14 protein-coding genes are annotated in these 16,129 nt (G+C 36.9%); 8 read left to right on the forward strand and 6 right to left on the reverse strand.

Going from position 1 to position 16,129, the window contains the following annotated elements; genetic code table 11:
• Window positions 1-48: 48 nt before the first annotated feature.
• The 4 genes from EGH73_RS07800 to EGH73_RS07815 all read right to left on the reverse strand — a co-directional run bounded on the left by EGH73_RS07800 (window position 49) and on the right by EGH73_RS07815 (window position 6,399).
• Window positions 49-3,237, reverse strand: coding sequence for an efflux RND transporter permease subunit (locus tag EGH73_RS07800; protein ID WP_123281378.1), 3,189 nt, complete (start codon window positions 3,235-3,237; stop codon window positions 49-51).
• A 6-nt stretch (window positions 3,238-3,243) separates the two neighbouring features.
• Window positions 3,244-4,305, reverse strand: a complete 1,062-nt coding sequence (locus EGH73_RS07805) for an efflux RND transporter periplasmic adaptor subunit (RefSeq protein WP_123281379.1) — start codon at window positions 4,303-4,305, stop codon at window positions 3,244-3,246.
• A gap of 72 nt (window positions 4,306-4,377) precedes the next feature.
• Window positions 4,378-5,691: a TolC family protein gene (locus EGH73_RS07810; RefSeq protein WP_123281435.1), complete on the reverse strand. Its 1,314-nt coding sequence runs from the start codon at window positions 5,689-5,691 to the stop codon at window positions 4,378-4,380.
• 114 nt (window positions 5,692-5,805) lie between these two features.
• Window positions 5,806-6,399 (reverse strand): TetR/AcrR family transcriptional regulator, encoded by a 594-nt coding sequence (locus EGH73_RS07815; RefSeq protein WP_123281380.1) that lies wholly within the window; start codon window positions 6,397-6,399, stop codon window positions 5,806-5,808.
• 259 nt (window positions 6,400-6,658) lie between these two features.
• Between EGH73_RS07815 and EGH73_RS07820 the strand changes: the two genes are divergently transcribed.
• The 8 genes from EGH73_RS07820 (at window position 6,659) to EGH73_RS07855 (ending at window position 13,785) form a co-directional block, all read left to right on the forward strand.
• Window positions 6,659-7,864 (forward strand): RsmB/NOP family class I SAM-dependent RNA methyltransferase, encoded by a 1,206-nt coding sequence (locus tag EGH73_RS07820; protein WP_123281381.1) that lies wholly within the window; start codon window positions 6,659-6,661, stop codon window positions 7,862-7,864.
• 145 nt (window positions 7,865-8,009) lie between these two features.
• Window positions 8,010-9,062, forward strand: a complete 1,053-nt coding sequence (locus tag EGH73_RS07825; RefSeq protein ID WP_123281382.1) for an NAD(P)/FAD-dependent oxidoreductase — start codon at window positions 8,010-8,012, stop codon at window positions 9,060-9,062.
• A gap of 123 nt (window positions 9,063-9,185) precedes the next feature.
• Complete coding sequence (locus tag EGH73_RS07830; RefSeq protein ID WP_123281383.1) at window positions 9,186-9,518, forward strand: 2Fe-2S iron-sulfur cluster-binding protein; 333 nt, start codon at window positions 9,186-9,188, stop codon at window positions 9,516-9,518.
• Window positions 9,519-9,682: 164 nt separating this feature from the next.
• Complete coding sequence (locus EGH73_RS07835) at window positions 9,683-10,225, forward strand: lipocalin family protein (RefSeq protein WP_123281384.1); 543 nt, start codon at window positions 9,683-9,685, stop codon at window positions 10,223-10,225.
• Window positions 10,226-10,474: 249 nt separating this feature from the next.
• Window positions 10,475-11,380, forward strand: a complete 906-nt coding sequence (locus EGH73_RS07840) for a DnaJ C-terminal domain-containing protein (RefSeq protein ID WP_123281385.1) — start codon at window positions 10,475-10,477, stop codon at window positions 11,378-11,380.
• 2 nt (window positions 11,381-11,382) lie between these two features.
• Window positions 11,383-11,688, forward strand: a complete 306-nt coding sequence (locus tag EGH73_RS07845; protein ID WP_089769788.1) for a chaperone modulator CbpM — start codon at window positions 11,383-11,385, stop codon at window positions 11,686-11,688.
• 24 nt (window positions 11,689-11,712) lie between these two features.
• Window positions 11,713-12,696, forward strand: coding sequence for a YpdA family putative bacillithiol disulfide reductase (locus EGH73_RS07850; RefSeq protein WP_123281386.1), 984 nt, complete (start codon window positions 11,713-11,715; stop codon window positions 12,694-12,696).
• Window positions 12,697-12,750: 54 nt separating this feature from the next.
• Entirely contained in the window at window positions 12,751-13,785 is a 1,035-nt protein-coding gene (locus EGH73_RS07855; RefSeq protein WP_123281387.1) for a L,D-transpeptidase, read from the forward strand.
• A gap of 41 nt (window positions 13,786-13,826) precedes the next feature.
• Here the strand turns inward: EGH73_RS07855 and EGH73_RS07860 are convergent, their stop codons facing one another.
• On the reverse strand, window positions 13,827-15,116 hold the full coding sequence (locus EGH73_RS07860) for an aldehyde dehydrogenase family protein (protein WP_089769870.1): 1,290 nt from the start codon (window positions 15,114-15,116) through the stop codon (window positions 13,827-13,829).
• Between the two features lie 59 nt (window positions 15,117-15,175).
• Complete coding sequence (locus EGH73_RS07865; protein ID WP_089769795.1) at window positions 15,176-16,054, reverse strand: polyphosphate kinase 2 family protein; 879 nt, start codon at window positions 16,052-16,054, stop codon at window positions 15,176-15,178.
• Window positions 16,055-16,129: the final 75 nt, after the last annotated feature.

The raw sequence follows: 16,129 nt of genomic DNA on the forward strand, positions 1-16,129 counted from the left end.
AAACCGCATCAAAAAATTGATACGGTTTCAAGGTTAATTTAATTGAGATTAATCTACATGTTTCGGAGTGTATCCGTCTTCACTTAGTTCTCTGTGTTCATAATCTGCTTTCATTTCAGCGTCATAATCTACTGTTTCGTGTTTTCCCATTCTTCTTAATAATGAATCGAATAATGAATACACCACCGGTACGATAATCAAAGTCAGGAATAATGATGATGTCAAACCACCGATGATTACCCAAGCCAATCCGTTGTTCATCTCCGCTCCTGCTCCTTTTGCAATCGCAATTGGAATCATACCAAAAATCATCGCAATGGTTGTCATCAAAATCGGACGAAGACGAGCGTGGTTTGCCTGTATCAAAGCGTCGTGTGTATTAGCTCCAGCCGCTTTTCTCATATTCGCAAAATCGACAATCATAATCGCGTTCTTCGCCACCAAACCAATCAACATAATCATACCGAGCATTGTGAAGATGTTCAATGAGTTTCCTGTGATTGCAAGAATTACCATTACTCCAATCAATGCCAACGGAATCGAGAATAATACCACAAACGGATAAACAAACGAGTCATACAAGGAAACCATTACCAAATAAACCAATACGATAGCCGCCAATAATGCGATTCCTAAAGTACCGAAACCTTCCGTCTGATTTTCCATATCTCCACTCCAGATGTAAGTTACACCTGCAGGTTTTGTTTTTTCGTTATCCATAAACTGCGCTGCCCATTCGTTGGCAACGTCCCCAACTGGGCGACCTACAACTTTAGATTTTACTTTTACAGAAGGTGCTTTATCTCTACGTTCCAACAAACTTGGTCCAGATCCCATTTTCACTTCAGCGAATTGGCTTAATCTGATTTGTTCACCTTTAGGATTGGTAAACATCAGGTTTCTAACATCATCAATAGACTGTCTGTTGGCATCACCAAAACGGATGTTGATATCATATTCATATTCTCCGGCTCTGAATTTTCCGTCTGTATTTCCACTGAATGCAGTTTGCATCGTTTGTCCTACACTAGAAAGATTTAAGCCTAAAGAAGCCATTTTATCTCTGTCGATATTTACCTGAACTTCTGGGCTTCCAGAGTCAGTTGACAATTCTGCATCTACAGAACCAGGCACTTTTTTAAGTAATTCTAGGATTCTGTTTGCTTCTTTGTTTGCCGTTTCGTTATCCTGAGCCGTTACCACCATTTCGATTGGCGCGTTGTCTGCTCCCATTAATCCAATAGGTGCTGTTTTAAATTCTACACCAGTGAATTTCTCTTCTAAAGCTCTCTTGATTTTAGCCGATTTGATATCTGTACTTTCGTTACGTTCAGATTTATCCACTAAAATTACCTGAATCTCGGATTGATACAAAGTAGCCTGCGCACCACCAAAACCTGTGGACTGCTGACCAACTGTTGTAATCATATCCACTACATCCTTATCATTTCTAAGGTATTTTTCAACTGCCAATGTTACCTGGTTGGTTTTTTCTACAGAAGCATCTTTTGGTAATTCCATCTGAACAAGAAACTGTCCTCTGTCCATTTTCGGGAAGAATTCACCTCCGATAAATCCAAATGCCACCAACATAAAGGAAGAAATCAATATAAGGAATGTTACGATAACAGTCATTACTCTTCTTAATGTCGATTTCAAACACCATTCTAAGATTCCACTAATCCAGTGTGTAAATTTCTCCAATTGTTTTTCGAACCAAAGGATAAATTTCTCAAATGGATTTTTCCCGGTCAAATGTACCAACTTACCGAATCTTGATGATAACCAAGGAATAATCGTAAAGGAAGCCAACAATGATAACATCGTCGCAATAACCACAGTAACACAGAACTGCGCCAAGATATTAGATACTAATCCTGAACTCATCGCAATCGGTAAGAATACCACCACGATTACCAATGTAATTGCAGTTACGGTAAATCCAATTTCTGAAGCTCCGTCGTATGCTGCACGGATTCTGCTTTTCCCCATCTCCATATGACGGTAAACGTTTTCCAAAACCACAATCGCATCATCCACAAGAATACCTACAACGAGTGAAAGTCCTAATAAACTCATCAAGTTCAAGGTATATCCCATCAAGTACATCCCAATCACTGTTGCTATCAACGAAACCGGGATAGAAACCATCACGATGAATGCGTTTCTGATGTTATGGAGGAACAATAACATTACCACAGCCACCAAAATAATCGCTAAGAATAAATCGAAAATTACGTGATCTGCTGCTTCCAGAGTAAAATCTGTGGTGTCATCTACGATATTGACTTTAACTCCCTGGGTTTTATAATTGTCCTGAACCTGAGCAATCGTCTTCTGAACCAATTCTGAAACCGAAACTGCGTTGGCATCAGATTGCTTTTTGATTTGCATCAAAATGGTAGAATTCTGATTATATCTGGCTATTTTCTCTACATCTTTTTGAGTATCGAAAACAGTTGCAATATCAGACAAACGAACCTGTGCTCCATTTTTGTTGGAAACCACCAAATTGTTCATTTCTGCCACATCTCTATATTTCCCAGAAAGTCTGATGGTAGAACGCGAAGTTCTGGTCTTCAAAGCTCCCGTCGGGAAATCTAAGTTCGAAGAAAGAATCGCTTGTTGTACATCTGCAATCGCAAGACCATAACCCTGCATTTTCTTTTCATCCAAACTCACTTGGATTTCTCTTTCCTGTCCACCAACAAGGTCAACCTGAGCCACACCGTTTACACGGGAAAAAATAGGCTCGATTTTCTTGTCAAGAAGGTCATAGAGTTCTTTATTATTCAGTTTATCACTAGTGATACTCAAGGTCATAATTGGTAAATCATCCAATGAGAATTTCTGTAAAGAAGGCGGATCTGCATCTTCTGGAAGGTCTGCCAAGATGGCATTCACTTTTCTTTGTGCATCATTCAAAGCATAGTTTACATCGGCACCAGTATTCAGCTGAACCATAATAACCGATAAACTCTCGTAGGAAGATGATTCTACTTTCTTCACGTTTTCCAAAGAACCAACGGCATCTTCAATTTTTCTGGTTACCGACGTTTCCACCTCACTTGGCGAAGCTCCTGGATAAACCGTAGAAATCGTTACCATATTGGTTTCAAACTTCGGAATCAATTCGTACCCCATCATAGAGTAACTCAACAAACCACCCAATGTCAGAATCGTAAATAATACGATAACGAGCGATGGTCTTTTAATGGATATTTCTGCTAACTTCATCTTCTCTTACTTTACGATATTGATTTTTGAACCGTTATCCAGGTTGATTTGTCCACTGGTAATCACTTGCTCACCACCGTTAAGCCCGCTTAGGATCTGGACTTTATCACCGTAAACTTTTCCGGTTGTAACTTTAATTAATTTTGCAGTTCCATTGCTAACAACAAATAATTGACCTGAACTAACACCATTTACGAAAGCTTCTGCAGGAACAGTTAACATATTTTGAGTTTCAGCACCGTGATTGGTTTTGAAAACGGCAGTAGCGTACATACCAGCTTTTAGGTTTCCTCTGTTTTGAACTTCGATTTCAACCGGGAAATTAAGAGAAGCATCACTTTTTGGCGCAATGAAGGTAATTCTACCTGAGAAAGAATCTTCCGGTAAAACATTCACATTAATCTTAACTTCTTGACCTAATTGAATTCTACCAACCTGGCTCTCATCAACCAAAACAGACAATTTCAAAGAATTGATATTAACGATTTCAAACAGCGCTGTTCCAGGAGAAACCACCATTCCCGGCTCCACCATTTTTTTGTTAATCGTTCCACTGATTCCTGCTCTTACGCTGGTATCATTTACTCTTACGCCTTGTGCTCTCAATGCAGCCTGAGCGTTTTTCAGTTGTAATCTTGAATTATCAAGCTGTTGTTTTGTAACACCACCTGTTTTATATGCGTTTTCATAACGCTGGTTATCAATAATGGCATTCTGCAAATTATTCTGAGCCTGGGTCACATCCACTTCTATTGCATCTCTTTTAATCGTTGCCAAAACTTGTCCTGCTCCAACTCTAGAACCTTCTTTTACCAAAACGTTCACAATACGACCAGAAATTTCTGAAGATTGCTTGGACTCTTGTTTTGGGATAAATGTTCCGTTTGCAGAATAATCTGTATCGATATTTTCACGAGAAGCGGTAATCACGTTAACATTAATTTTGTCAACCTTCTTTGCTACTTCTTTTACTTCAGTTTCCTGTTTCTTCTTATTGTCGGCAATTTTCCAAGCTGCTAAACCAATTAGGACAGCCGCTACGATGATATATATTAAAGTTTTTTTCATTTGAAATAATTATTTTTTTTTAATGTCAAATGGAATCAAAGATTTCATTTTATAACTGTTATTTTTGATAGTTTATTTTAAATAAGTTTTAAGTTCACCTTTTGATTTGTAATACTGAACCTCAGCAATTTTATAATCCAGAATGGCATTGGTATAATTATTCTTCGCCTGAACTAAGGAGTTTTCGGCATCAAGCAAATCTGTCAGTGTTGCTAGCCCGTATTGGTAGTTACTTTTTGTATTGGCAAGAACATCTTCAGCGAGTGCTACATTAGCCTTTTGATTTTCTAAAGTATTAAGGCTGTTTTCTATTTGTGACTTGGCATTCTGATAAGCCAGATCTAAACTAAGCTTGGTTTCCTGAATATCTAGATTTAGTTTATCCAGATCGATCTGCGCCTGTTGAACTTTTGACTTTGTGGCAAATCCATTGAAAATAGGAACATTGATTCCTAAGCCAATTGCGGAAAAATCGGACCAATAAACCCCGTTAGAGGTACCATTTGTGAGTGGAAACTTGGGACCCATTCCCTGCCAGTTATAATTCGCTGTAAGATTAACTGTAGGATAATAAGCAGCCTCGGTTGCTTTTTTATTATACTCCAGGAGTTCTTTATTTTTAAGCAAAACTTTGACTTCGGTTCTGTTATCGGAACTCATTGTATTCTCAAGAAGATGTGGTGTGATTTCCATATCCTCTTTTACAAGCTGTATATCTTTTTCAATTGGCATTCCCATATAAAACTTAAGGGCATTTTTTGCCTGGGCTACTCCGTTTTTAGTCTGTTTTATATTAGTTTCGATATTGGTAAGATTCACATTAGTTCTGTCCAGATCGATTTTCTTTGCCAGTCCGTTGTCAAACAAACTTTTAATAATATTTCTGACTTTTTCCGTGCTTGCGTAGCTGCTTTCCAGAGTTTGCTGGTTTTGTTCCACAGTAAAAACTTGGAAATAAGCGTTGGAAACTCTTTCAATGATCTGCTCATCCGTAAGCTCGGCATTCAGCTGATAAAACTCCTTGGTAGATTTTGCAGCTTTCAGCCCGATAAAAACCTGTTGATTGAAAAGAGCCTGAGTAACCTGAACTCCAGCAACTGCAACCCAAGGTTGTCCCATTTTAATTGTCCTTCCATCAAGCGAAACCTCTTGGATAATCGGGTTATATGTAAGGTTAGCTGTTCCATTAACTTTCGGAAGTGCTCCTGCTTTCGCTTCTATGATTTTTGCATCTGCATCACTAATATCTAACTTTGCCTTCAGTGCGTCTGACTTATTTTGCAAAGCATATTCTATGGCTTGTTTCAGAGTAATGGACTGCTGAGAATACAGTAAGGATCCTGTAACAGTCAAAACGCCTAAAGCCAATTTTCTCCACTTTATCATTTTGTTATTTATCATAATTTATTGAATCGTTAATTTTCATAGTTCTTTTATTTTCTTAAAATCTTTTACTTATTTGGGACGATTGAAATTGAAAAATACTTTAACAGTTTTTAATTAATTCTTAAAAAGTAGATTAAGGATTATATCTTTTCTTTGAGAAATCAACCGATCAAATTCTTCATCAGTTATCATCATATTCTCCATAAACAATGGTCTTATAGCACTTGGAAAAACCAAAAGCGAAATCATATTAAAAATGAATTGCATCGGTTCCATTTTTGCCAAATTTCCCAATTCCATTTCTTTTTCGATATCTTTATAAAAATTTTTGAAGTCTTCTTCCTCCACATCTCTCTTATGACAGCTTCCGTTGTTAATCTGGGAAACGATATAGGTCTCTAGATAAGGATACTTCAAACTGGTTTGAAGACTTTCTTCAATAAATTTTGAGATTTTTTCTTTAAAATTAAGATCAGATCTCATAATCACTTCGGACTTTTCTTTTTCTACTCTATGAGCTTCATCAAAGACAATTTGAACCAGGTTATCTCTAGACCTGAAATAGTAATTTATCAATGTTCTGTTTACTCCAGCCTCATCCGCAATCTCCTGAGTGGTGGCATCAAATCTCCCTTTAACAAAGAACAGATTCTTCGTTGTTTCTTTGATTAACTCTTGCGTTTGATCTTTTTTTTCTTGTTTTGACATTTTTGTTAAACAATTTTGTGCAAATCTATAACGAATTTTATTTTTGACAAAATTGTTAAACAATAAAATTAAACAATTTTGAAAAATTTAATATAAAATTATTATTTGGTATACCTAAAGGGACTTTTGATGAGGTAAGAAATACTGTGAGAAGTATAATTAAATTCAGTAACTTTGCAGAATCGATAAAATTGCTTTCAAAAAAATATCAAATTCAAAAAATGGAAGTTTTTTATCAGTTAAAATTTAATTAAATTTGATGGAATTAATTCATAGAAACCTCCTTATTGGGATTCACGATTCACTTCAGGAAACTTTTTTCGAAGACAGAAAATATGCAGATAAAGTCATAGAAAGACTGCTGAAATCACATAAAAAATGGGGAAGTGAAGACAGAAAAGTTGTTTCCGAAATCTTTTATAATATTATCCGTTGGAAAAAACGTCTTGAATATTATATGGGTGAAGGCGTGAAACCAAATAATATTTATAAACTAATCCTCGCATACCTTTTATGGAGCAAAACCCATTACAAAAAATTTGAAGAATTTGACGGAATCAAAGTTGCGGACATTTTAACAAAACTTAAAAAAGGAACCGTTCCGACAAAAGCCATCGAATATTCAATCCCTGATTGGTTGGCAGAAACTCTTGAAAAAGAACTGGGAAAAAACTGGGAAAGAGAGATGCTGGCTCTAAATGAGCAGGCACCAACCGTTTTACGGACCAACACGTTGAAAACAACGCCGAGGGAACTGGTTGCCGATCTAAGAGATGAGAATGTAGAATGTTTCACGATCAAAAATTACCCGGATGCTGTACAGTTGGAGGAGAAGAAAAATGTCTTTTTAACCTCAGCGTTCAAAGATGGTTTATTCGAAGTTCAGGATGCGAGTTCCCAAAAAATAGGAGAATTATTGGATGTTAAAGAAGGAATGCGTGTTGTAGATGCTTGTGCCGGTGCTGGTGGAAAAACGTTACATCTTGCGGCGTTGATGAAAAACAAAGGTCAAATCATTGCCCTTGACATCTACGAATGGAAATTAGCCGAGCTTAAAAGACGGGCAAAAAGAGCTGGTGCGCACAATATCGAGACAAGGCTTATATCGGATAATAAAGTCATCAAAAGACTTCATGAAAAGGCTGATAGACTATTGATAGACGCACCTTGTTCCGGATTGGGAGTTTTGAAGAGAAACCCTGATTCTAAATGGAAAATTGACCAAGATTTTATTGATAGAATCAAAGGAGAACAGCAACAAATCCTGCAAGATTATTCTAAAATTCTAAAAAAAGGCGGGCAAATGATTTATGCAACGTGTTCTATTCTGCCTTCAGAAAACAATGAGCAGGTAAAGACATTCTTAAGCAATAATCCAGATTTTTCTTTGATTAAAGATGAGAAAATTATGCCTAGCGAAGGTTACGATGGTTTTTACATGGCGCTTATAAAAAGAAATGCCTAAGAAAAAAATCCCAGAGATAAATAAGTGTCCACGGATTTAAAACGATATTTTTTAGAATTAATTGAGAAGCCCATAAATATCATACTTTAGAATCATTCTAAAATCATATTTAATGCATATTTTTGTTACTCCAAAATTTTTATAGATGTTCGAAACCGATATTATAATTATAGGTGCAGGTCCCACAGGACTTTTCGCAGTATTCGAAGCCGGATTACTCAAATTAAGATGCCATCTTATAGATGCACTTCCACAACCAGGAGGTCAATTGACTGAACTATATCCTAAAAAACCAATTTTTGATATTCCAGGATTTCCAAGCGTGGATGCAGGTGTTTTGGTGGATAATCTGATGGAGCAGATCAAACAGTTTGAACCTCAATTTTCGCTGGCTCAAAAGGCTGTGAGTTATGAGAAAACAGAAGAAGGAGATTTTATAGTTACAACTAGCCGAGGTGTAAAAGTTAAAGGTAAAGCCATTGCCATTGCCGGAGGTCTTGGAAGCTTTGACCCGCGAAAGCCTGAACTCGACAATATCGAAAAGTTTGAGGAGAAAGGCGTTGAATATTTTGTAAGAGAACCTGAAATGTTCCGCAATAAAAAAATTGTGATTGCAGGCGGAGGAGACTCTGCTCTAGACTGGTCTGTTTTTTTAGCAGATGTAGCTTCTGAAGTCACTTTGATTCATAGAAGAAATGAATTCCGTGGCGCACTGGACTCTGTTGAAAAAGTGACTGAACTGAAACGTCAGGGAAAAATCAATCTGATTACTCCAGCTGAAGTCACTGGACTAATCGGAGAAGAAACACTCACCGCGATTGAAATAGAAAAAGATGGGGAGAAATCAATCATTGAAACAGATTATCTTATTCCATTATTCGGACTAACTCCGAAATTGGGGCCTTTGGCAGAATGGGGATTGGAAATTGAAAAAAATGCAATAAAAGTCAATAATGCTTTGGATTATCAGACCAATATTAACGGCATCTACGCCATTGGTGACATCAATACATACCCAGGAAAATTAAAATTAATTCTTTGCGGTTTTCACGAAGCTACTTTAATGGTGCAAAGCGTTTACAATAGACTAAATCCTGGTAAAAAATTCGTTTTAAAATACACAACAGTAAGCGGTGTAGACGGATTCGACGGAACCAGAAAGGAAGCTGAAAAAGCAGTTGTAAAATCTATTGATTAGAACATTTCTGATGGATTAAATAAATTAAAAGGGGATTATGAAAATTCTCTTTTTTTTATAGCTATTTTTGAAAATCTATGGTCTAAAACCTCTTATCTAAAATCTACTTCTTATCTTTGCAGTATGACAGACGTTAATATTACAATCATAGACAGAGAAGGCGTTTCTCACACCATTGCAGCACCCACCGATATGGCAATGAGCCTTATGGAAATAGTTCGGGCCTATGAGCTGGCAGAAGAAGGAACAATTGGTATCTGTGGCGGCATGGCAATGTGCGCATCCTGCCAATGTTATGTTTTAAGTGAAAATGTGCCTTTACCGGAAATGCTTCCGGATGAAGAAGCAATGCTTTCTGAAGCATTTAATGTGAAGCCTAATAGCAGATTAGGATGTCAGATTCCTGTAACGCAGGAATTAGAAGGACTAATTGTAGAATTGGCACCTGAATATTAAAATCGTTAAATATTTATAAAAAAAGAGAAGACGAGTATACATCTTCTCTTCTTATTTAGTTCAATATTCTAAGGTAAAAATCTTCCATATTTCTGTCATAAAATCTAAACTAAATTAATTTTGTTGGAATTATTTTTGCTTCAATGTTCTAAATAAACTTCACAATGAAAAAGACATTTGCAAAAATTTTACTTCCTATTTCTATAGGTATCATAGGCATTTTGGTTCTTAACTCCTGTTCGGTAGGCATTCCTGACAAGGCTGTTGCAGTAAAAAACTTTGACTCTGATAAGTATCTAGGGAAATGGTACGAGATTGCAAGGTTCGATTTCAAGTTTGAACGCAATCTGAATCAGGTTACCGCAACGTATTCTAAAAATCCTGATGGCACAATCAAAGTGGATAATAAAGGATACGATTATGTGAAAAAAGAATGGAAGCAGAGCATAGGCGAAGCAAGATTTGTAAATTCTGAAAACGAAGCAAGATTGAAAGTTTCTTTTTTCAAACCCTTCTGGGCGGGCTACAACGTCATCGCATTAGAAGATGATTATAAACATGCGTTGGTTGTTGGCAATAATCTGAAATACCTTTGGATTCTTTCCAGAGATAAAAAAATCCCAGAAAATGTTAAAAATAAATTCCTGGACAAAGCCAAAGAAATCGGATATAATACTTCCCAATTGATCTGGGTAGAACAGAAATAAATTAGTCATTAATCCTCATTGATAAGAAAAAAGACAAAACCATATATAGCTCCATTGTATCGGCTTGCAATTGTTTTGAGCTAGGAAACGAGCTTATTCCAAGTCGAACCAAAAAAAGTTAAATTGAAAAGTAGACCAAAAGTTTGGTAATAGAAAGAAACTTTATACTTTTAAATTGAAAACTTTTCTTATTTCACAAATGATTTAACTAACTTCGGGAAATAAAACTGTTAAAAAACATCTCTTACTATGGCATTTATAGACTATTATAAAATCCTTGGGATTGAAAGAAATGCGTCTGCCGACGACATCAAAAAAGCGTACAGAAAGCTGGCGCGGAAATATCATCCTGATATGAATCCGGACGATAAAGAGGCAGAAAAGAAATTCAAGGAAATTAATGAAGCTAACGAAGTCCTAAGCAATGCTGAAAACCGCGCTAAGTATGACAAATACGGCGAAAACTGGAAACATGGCGAGGAGTATGAGCGTGCACAGCAACAACAACGCCAACAGTACTCCGGTGGCGGATTCTCGGGAGGAGATTTTGGCGGTGGTGGTGAGGATTTGTCAGACTTCTTCCAGTCTATGTTTGGTGGTGCTGGTGGTGGTTTTGGCCGAAGTTCACGCGGAAGTGCCAGTGGGAAATTCAAAGGTCAGGATATTTCGGCAGAGCTGAACCTGAATCTGAGAGATGCCTACAAAACGCATCAGCAGACTTTCGAAATTAATGGCAAAAAGATTAGAATTACAATTCCAGCAGGCGTTTACGACGGGCAACAGATCAAACTGAAAGGTCACGGAAATCCGGGAATGAATGGTGGTCCAAACGGTGATCTTTACATTACATTCAACATAACGGAAGACAAAGATTTTAAGCGCGAAGGTGACAATCTCAGGGCTTCTGTTGACATTGACCTTTATACCGCAGTTTTAGGTGGAGATGTAAATATCCAGACACTGGACGGCTCCGTGAAACTAAAAGTGAAACCGGGAACACAAAACGGAACTACAGTGCGATTGAAAGGCAAAGGGTTTCCTATTTATAAAAAAGAAAATGAATTTGGCGATCTTTATGTGACGTACAACGTAAAAATCCCAACTCACCTTACAGAAAAACAAAAAGAACTGTTTCAGCAACTCAAAAATTCTTAGCTATGAACGAAAGAATCTCATTAGAAGAAATTATCCGGTTATACAAAATAGATTACACGTTTCTGGATCAGCTGATCGATTCGGAACTGCTGCATCCGCAAACTGAAAACAGCATCCGCTACATTATTTACGAAGAATTGCCACATCTCGAACGCTTCGCTAACTGGCATTATGATCTAGACGTCAATCTCCCTGGCATTGAAATCATCCATAAACTTCTGAATCAAATGGAAGAATTACGAAATGAAAACAGACGCCTGCTTCAGAATGTACTAAAATACGAGGATTGGGAAGATGCCGATCTGTAGATAATATTTTTGTAAATTTGTGGTATGGAATTATTTGATGTTCTTATTGTTGGTGGTGGTCCAATTGGTTTAGCTTGTGCTCTGGAAGCCCGGAAAAATAATCTGAAGTATATCGTTATAGAAAAAGGAACTGTTGCAAACAGCATCTACAATTATCCTTTATACATGACTTTTTTTTCAACGGCCGACCGCTTGGAAATTGATGATATTCCATTTATTACAACCAGTCCAAAACCGGGGAGACAAGATGCTTTGGAATATTACCAAGGTATTGCAAAATCAAAAGAGATCAATATTAAGACTTACGAAAAGGTCATCAACATTCAAAAATCTACAGTTTTCCAGGTTGAAACCAGTAAGCAGATATATTTAGCTAAAAATATTATTGTCGCTACTGGATTTTATGACATTCCTAATTTGATGGATATCCCAGGAGAAGATTTGCCCAAGGTTAGCCATTATTACACAGAGCCTTATCCCTATTCTTTTCAAAAGGTGCTGGTGGTTGGATCCAGTAATTCTGCTGTAGATGCTGCTTTGGAAATCTGTAGAAAAGGCGGAAAGGTTACCATGGTAATTCGCAGCAGCCAAATCTCGCAGAGTGTAAAATACTGGGTAAAGCCCGACATAGAGAACAGAATCAAAGAAGGAAGCATCAAAGCTTTTTTTGAGGCTGAACTTTTGGAAGTAAAACCATATTCTGTAATTTTGAAAACCAATGTCGGCGAAATCAAAGAAATTGAAAATGATTTTGTTCTGGCAATGACTGGTTATCTGCCGGATTTTGATTTTCTCAATGCTATCGGAATCGATCTGAAAAACAATTGCCAAAACCCGCATTACGATACCGACACCATGGAAACCAATATTACTGGTATTTATCTGGCTGGTGTTGTATGCGGAGGAAGAGATACACATCTTTGGTTTATAGAAAATTCTAGGATTCACGCCAAGCAAATTATCAGCAATATTATTCAGAAAAAAGAATCAGAAAAAATTCCTGAATAGAATAATTGTAAAATGGTATTCTTTTTGTAATTTTTTGAATGTTAATAAGAAACCATGACCCTATTTAAAATCAAAAATTTATTTACATTAATTATTCTATCTGCATCTTTAATCTATTGCAAAAAAGATGAATCAGGTCCACTCACTGATAGAAAAAACAATCCTACAGCCGAAATCTCTTCTAATGCAAAAGATGAAGATTATGAAGAAATAGTAGAGGATGAAAAACCAAAAGTTCCAGATGTTGTTATCCCGAGAAAAGATTTTGGTTTCTATCCTTGGATATATAAAAACACAGATTCTGTTTCAATCCGTAATAAGAAAGAATTTACAGGCAAAGCTCTATACACAATTCTGGCGCTTAATAGACTAGACAAAGCTAATATCGGAGCAGCGGACACGCTTGTAGTGCCTGCCAAAATAGAGGAGGATTTTCTTATTTATTCCCCTTTTCCTGGTCACGTAAGCACATTGGAAAATGTAAAGAAATTTGTTTTCTTCTCATATCCAATCCAGGCTTTTGGCGTCTATGAATATGGTAATCTTGTAAAATGGGGACCAACCAGTATGGGTAAAAAGGCTACGCAGACAAAACGAGGTCTAATGTTTGCAAATTGGAAAAAAGAAGTTGCCATTTCCACAGTCAGTGATGAGTGGAAACTGCGTTGGAATGTTAATGTTGCCAATTTTGACGGTATAGGTTGGCACCAGTATGCAATGCCCGGCTATCCTGCTTCTCACTCTTGTTTAAGAATGTTGGAAGAAGATGCCAAATGGATGTATAGCTGGGTAGATACTTGGATTCTGAATAAAGGCGGACAAACTACCAGAGCCAAAGGAACACCAGTGATTGTGTACGGAGACTATCCGTGGGGAAAACGCAGGCCGTGGAAAAAACTGCTCGACTCCCCTGATGCTAATAATATTTCTGAAGATGAGATGAATAAAATTATTGAACCTCAGCTCGCAACTATTATGGAGGAACAGGAAATCAGGGACAATGTTGTTCAGCAGATTGAACAAGAGAAAAAAGCGAAAGCAGACTCTTTACTAGCCTTAAAAACAAAAGATTCGTCGAATCTGAATTAAATAAAATAAAAAATCGGGTAAGTTTTCTTACCCGATTTTGTTTAAATATTTCCTACTACGGTTTTGACTTGTGTAAACTCTTTCAACGCGTGCAGAGATAATTCCACGCCATATCCAGAGGATTTTGCACCACCAAATGGCAGTCTTGTATCGGAACTTGTTGCTTTATTAATAGACACTGTCCCGGATTGTAAATTATCAATAAAGAATTGAGCTCTTTTTTTATCCTTTGTCCAAACTGCATTTCCCAATCCAAAAGGAATATCATTGGCAAGTTTCAAAATATGCTCATCATCCTTTCCAATCATCAGCATTGCAAGCGGTCCAAATAACTCTTCCTGCAGAATTGGATTTCCCTCTTCTACCAAGATAATTCCCGGACGAAATTCGTTTTCTGAAATTCTCTCAAGTGGTAGAACTACTTCTGCTCCATTCTTCAAAGCTTTTTTATACTGATTTTCTAGATCATCAGCCAAATCAGGTCTTGCCATTTTACCCAATCTAGTTTCTTTTTTCATAGGATCAGCAGGTTGGTAGGAACTATACTCTTCAATAAATTTCGGAACAAATTCCTTCTCAATTTTTTTATGTACAATGAAGCGTTTTGCCGCATTACATATCTGTCCTGTATTCTGTAACTTTGCCCAAGGTCCTTCTTTTGCCGCTTTTTCGAAGTCGGAATCTTCCAGAACTATGAAAGCATCGCTGCCACCAAGTTCCAAAACCGACTTTTTGATATTTTTCCCTGCCAGTGCGGCCACAGTTCCGCCAGCTTTTTCACTACCTGTAAGGCTTACCCCTCTCACCAACGGATTTTCCAAGATATCTTGGATTTCATTGTGTCCGATTCTTAGATTCTTGAAAATATATTCTGGGAAACCAGCCTCGGAGAAAGCATTTTCTATTTCATCACCGCTTTCAAAACAGATAGATGCGTGCTTCAGAATCACCACATTGCCTGCTAGGAGTGTAGGTATTGCAAATCTTAGAACCTGCCAGAACGGAAAATTCCAAGGCATCACTCCGAGAATAATTCCCATCGGATCATAATGCACTTCACTAACATCATACTCGGTTTTGATATTTTCTGGTTTCAGAACATTTTCAGCCTCGGCATAATATGTAATCATACCAGCACTTTTTTCAATCTCTGCCGAAGACTGGGTGATTGGTTTATGCATTTCTCTGGTGATAGTTTCCGCATATTGTTCTTTGTTTTTCTCAAGAACTTTTGCCAGTTTCAGCAATAACTTTTGTCGTTCTTCAAACGGTACTTTTTTCCAGTCTTCAAAGGCTTTATGAGCTGAATTAATATGTTTTGTAATATCCATTATTTTTATATTTGACGTATCTCTTTGCAGTAATTATACCATCATATTATAAAACTGCTTTATTTTTCACTTTCTAATTTAATTTTTAAATCTTCAAGAGCGCTCTTTTCTTTCGCAGAAACTTCAGGATATTGCAGATTCATTTCTTCCAGCTTATCAATAATAATCTGGATAGCTGCAACTCTAGAAAACCACTTTTGATCTGCAGGAATCACATACCACGGTGCATATTCAGTAGAAGTTTTATTAATGGCCGATTCATACGCTTTCATATAATCGTTCCAAAATCCTCTCTCTGTAACATCTGCAGAAGAAAATTTCCAATTTTTATCATCCTCATTGATTCTGTCCAGAAAACGTTGCTTTTGTTCTTCTTTAGAAACATTTAGGAAAATTTTGACAATTTTGGTTCCGTTGTTGGCCAAATGCTTTTCAAAATTCTGGATACTTTCATATCGGTTTCCCCAGAATTTTTTGTCAAATTGTTTTACATCTTTCCATACTTTTTCGCTCAGATTATATTCCGGGTGAACTTTACATACCAAAACACTTTCGTAATGCGAACGGTTGAAAATTCCGATTTTTCCCTTAGCTGGAAGAGCTAAATAATGTCGCCATATAAAGTCATGAGAATATTCTTTTGTGCTCGGACCTTTGAAGCTTGTTACCTCACAACCTTGCGGATTCACGCCCCCGAAAACGTGTTTTATCAAACTATCTTTTCCTGCTGCATCCATCGCTTGAAGAACAATTAACAAGGACTGACTTCCATCTGCATATAGTTTTTCCTGTAGCAAACGGAGTTTTTCTTTTTCAATTTCGAGAAGTTCTTTCGCTTCATCTTTATTGATTTTTCCTTTATAACTGGTATTATGTTTTTTGATTTCGAATTTTGAATTTTCTTTAATCAAAAAGTCGTCTGAAAAATTGTAATCCATAAAAATTGATTTATTGTAAAGATAAAAAAAACCGCCTCGTTTGCGAACGGGACGGCGAAATTATTTTTAGAAATT

This window comes from Epilithonimonas hominis (genome assembly GCF_003730015.1).
In the GTDB taxonomy this organism is placed as follows: domain Bacteria; phylum Bacteroidota; class Bacteroidia; order Flavobacteriales; family Weeksellaceae; genus Epilithonimonas; species Epilithonimonas hominis.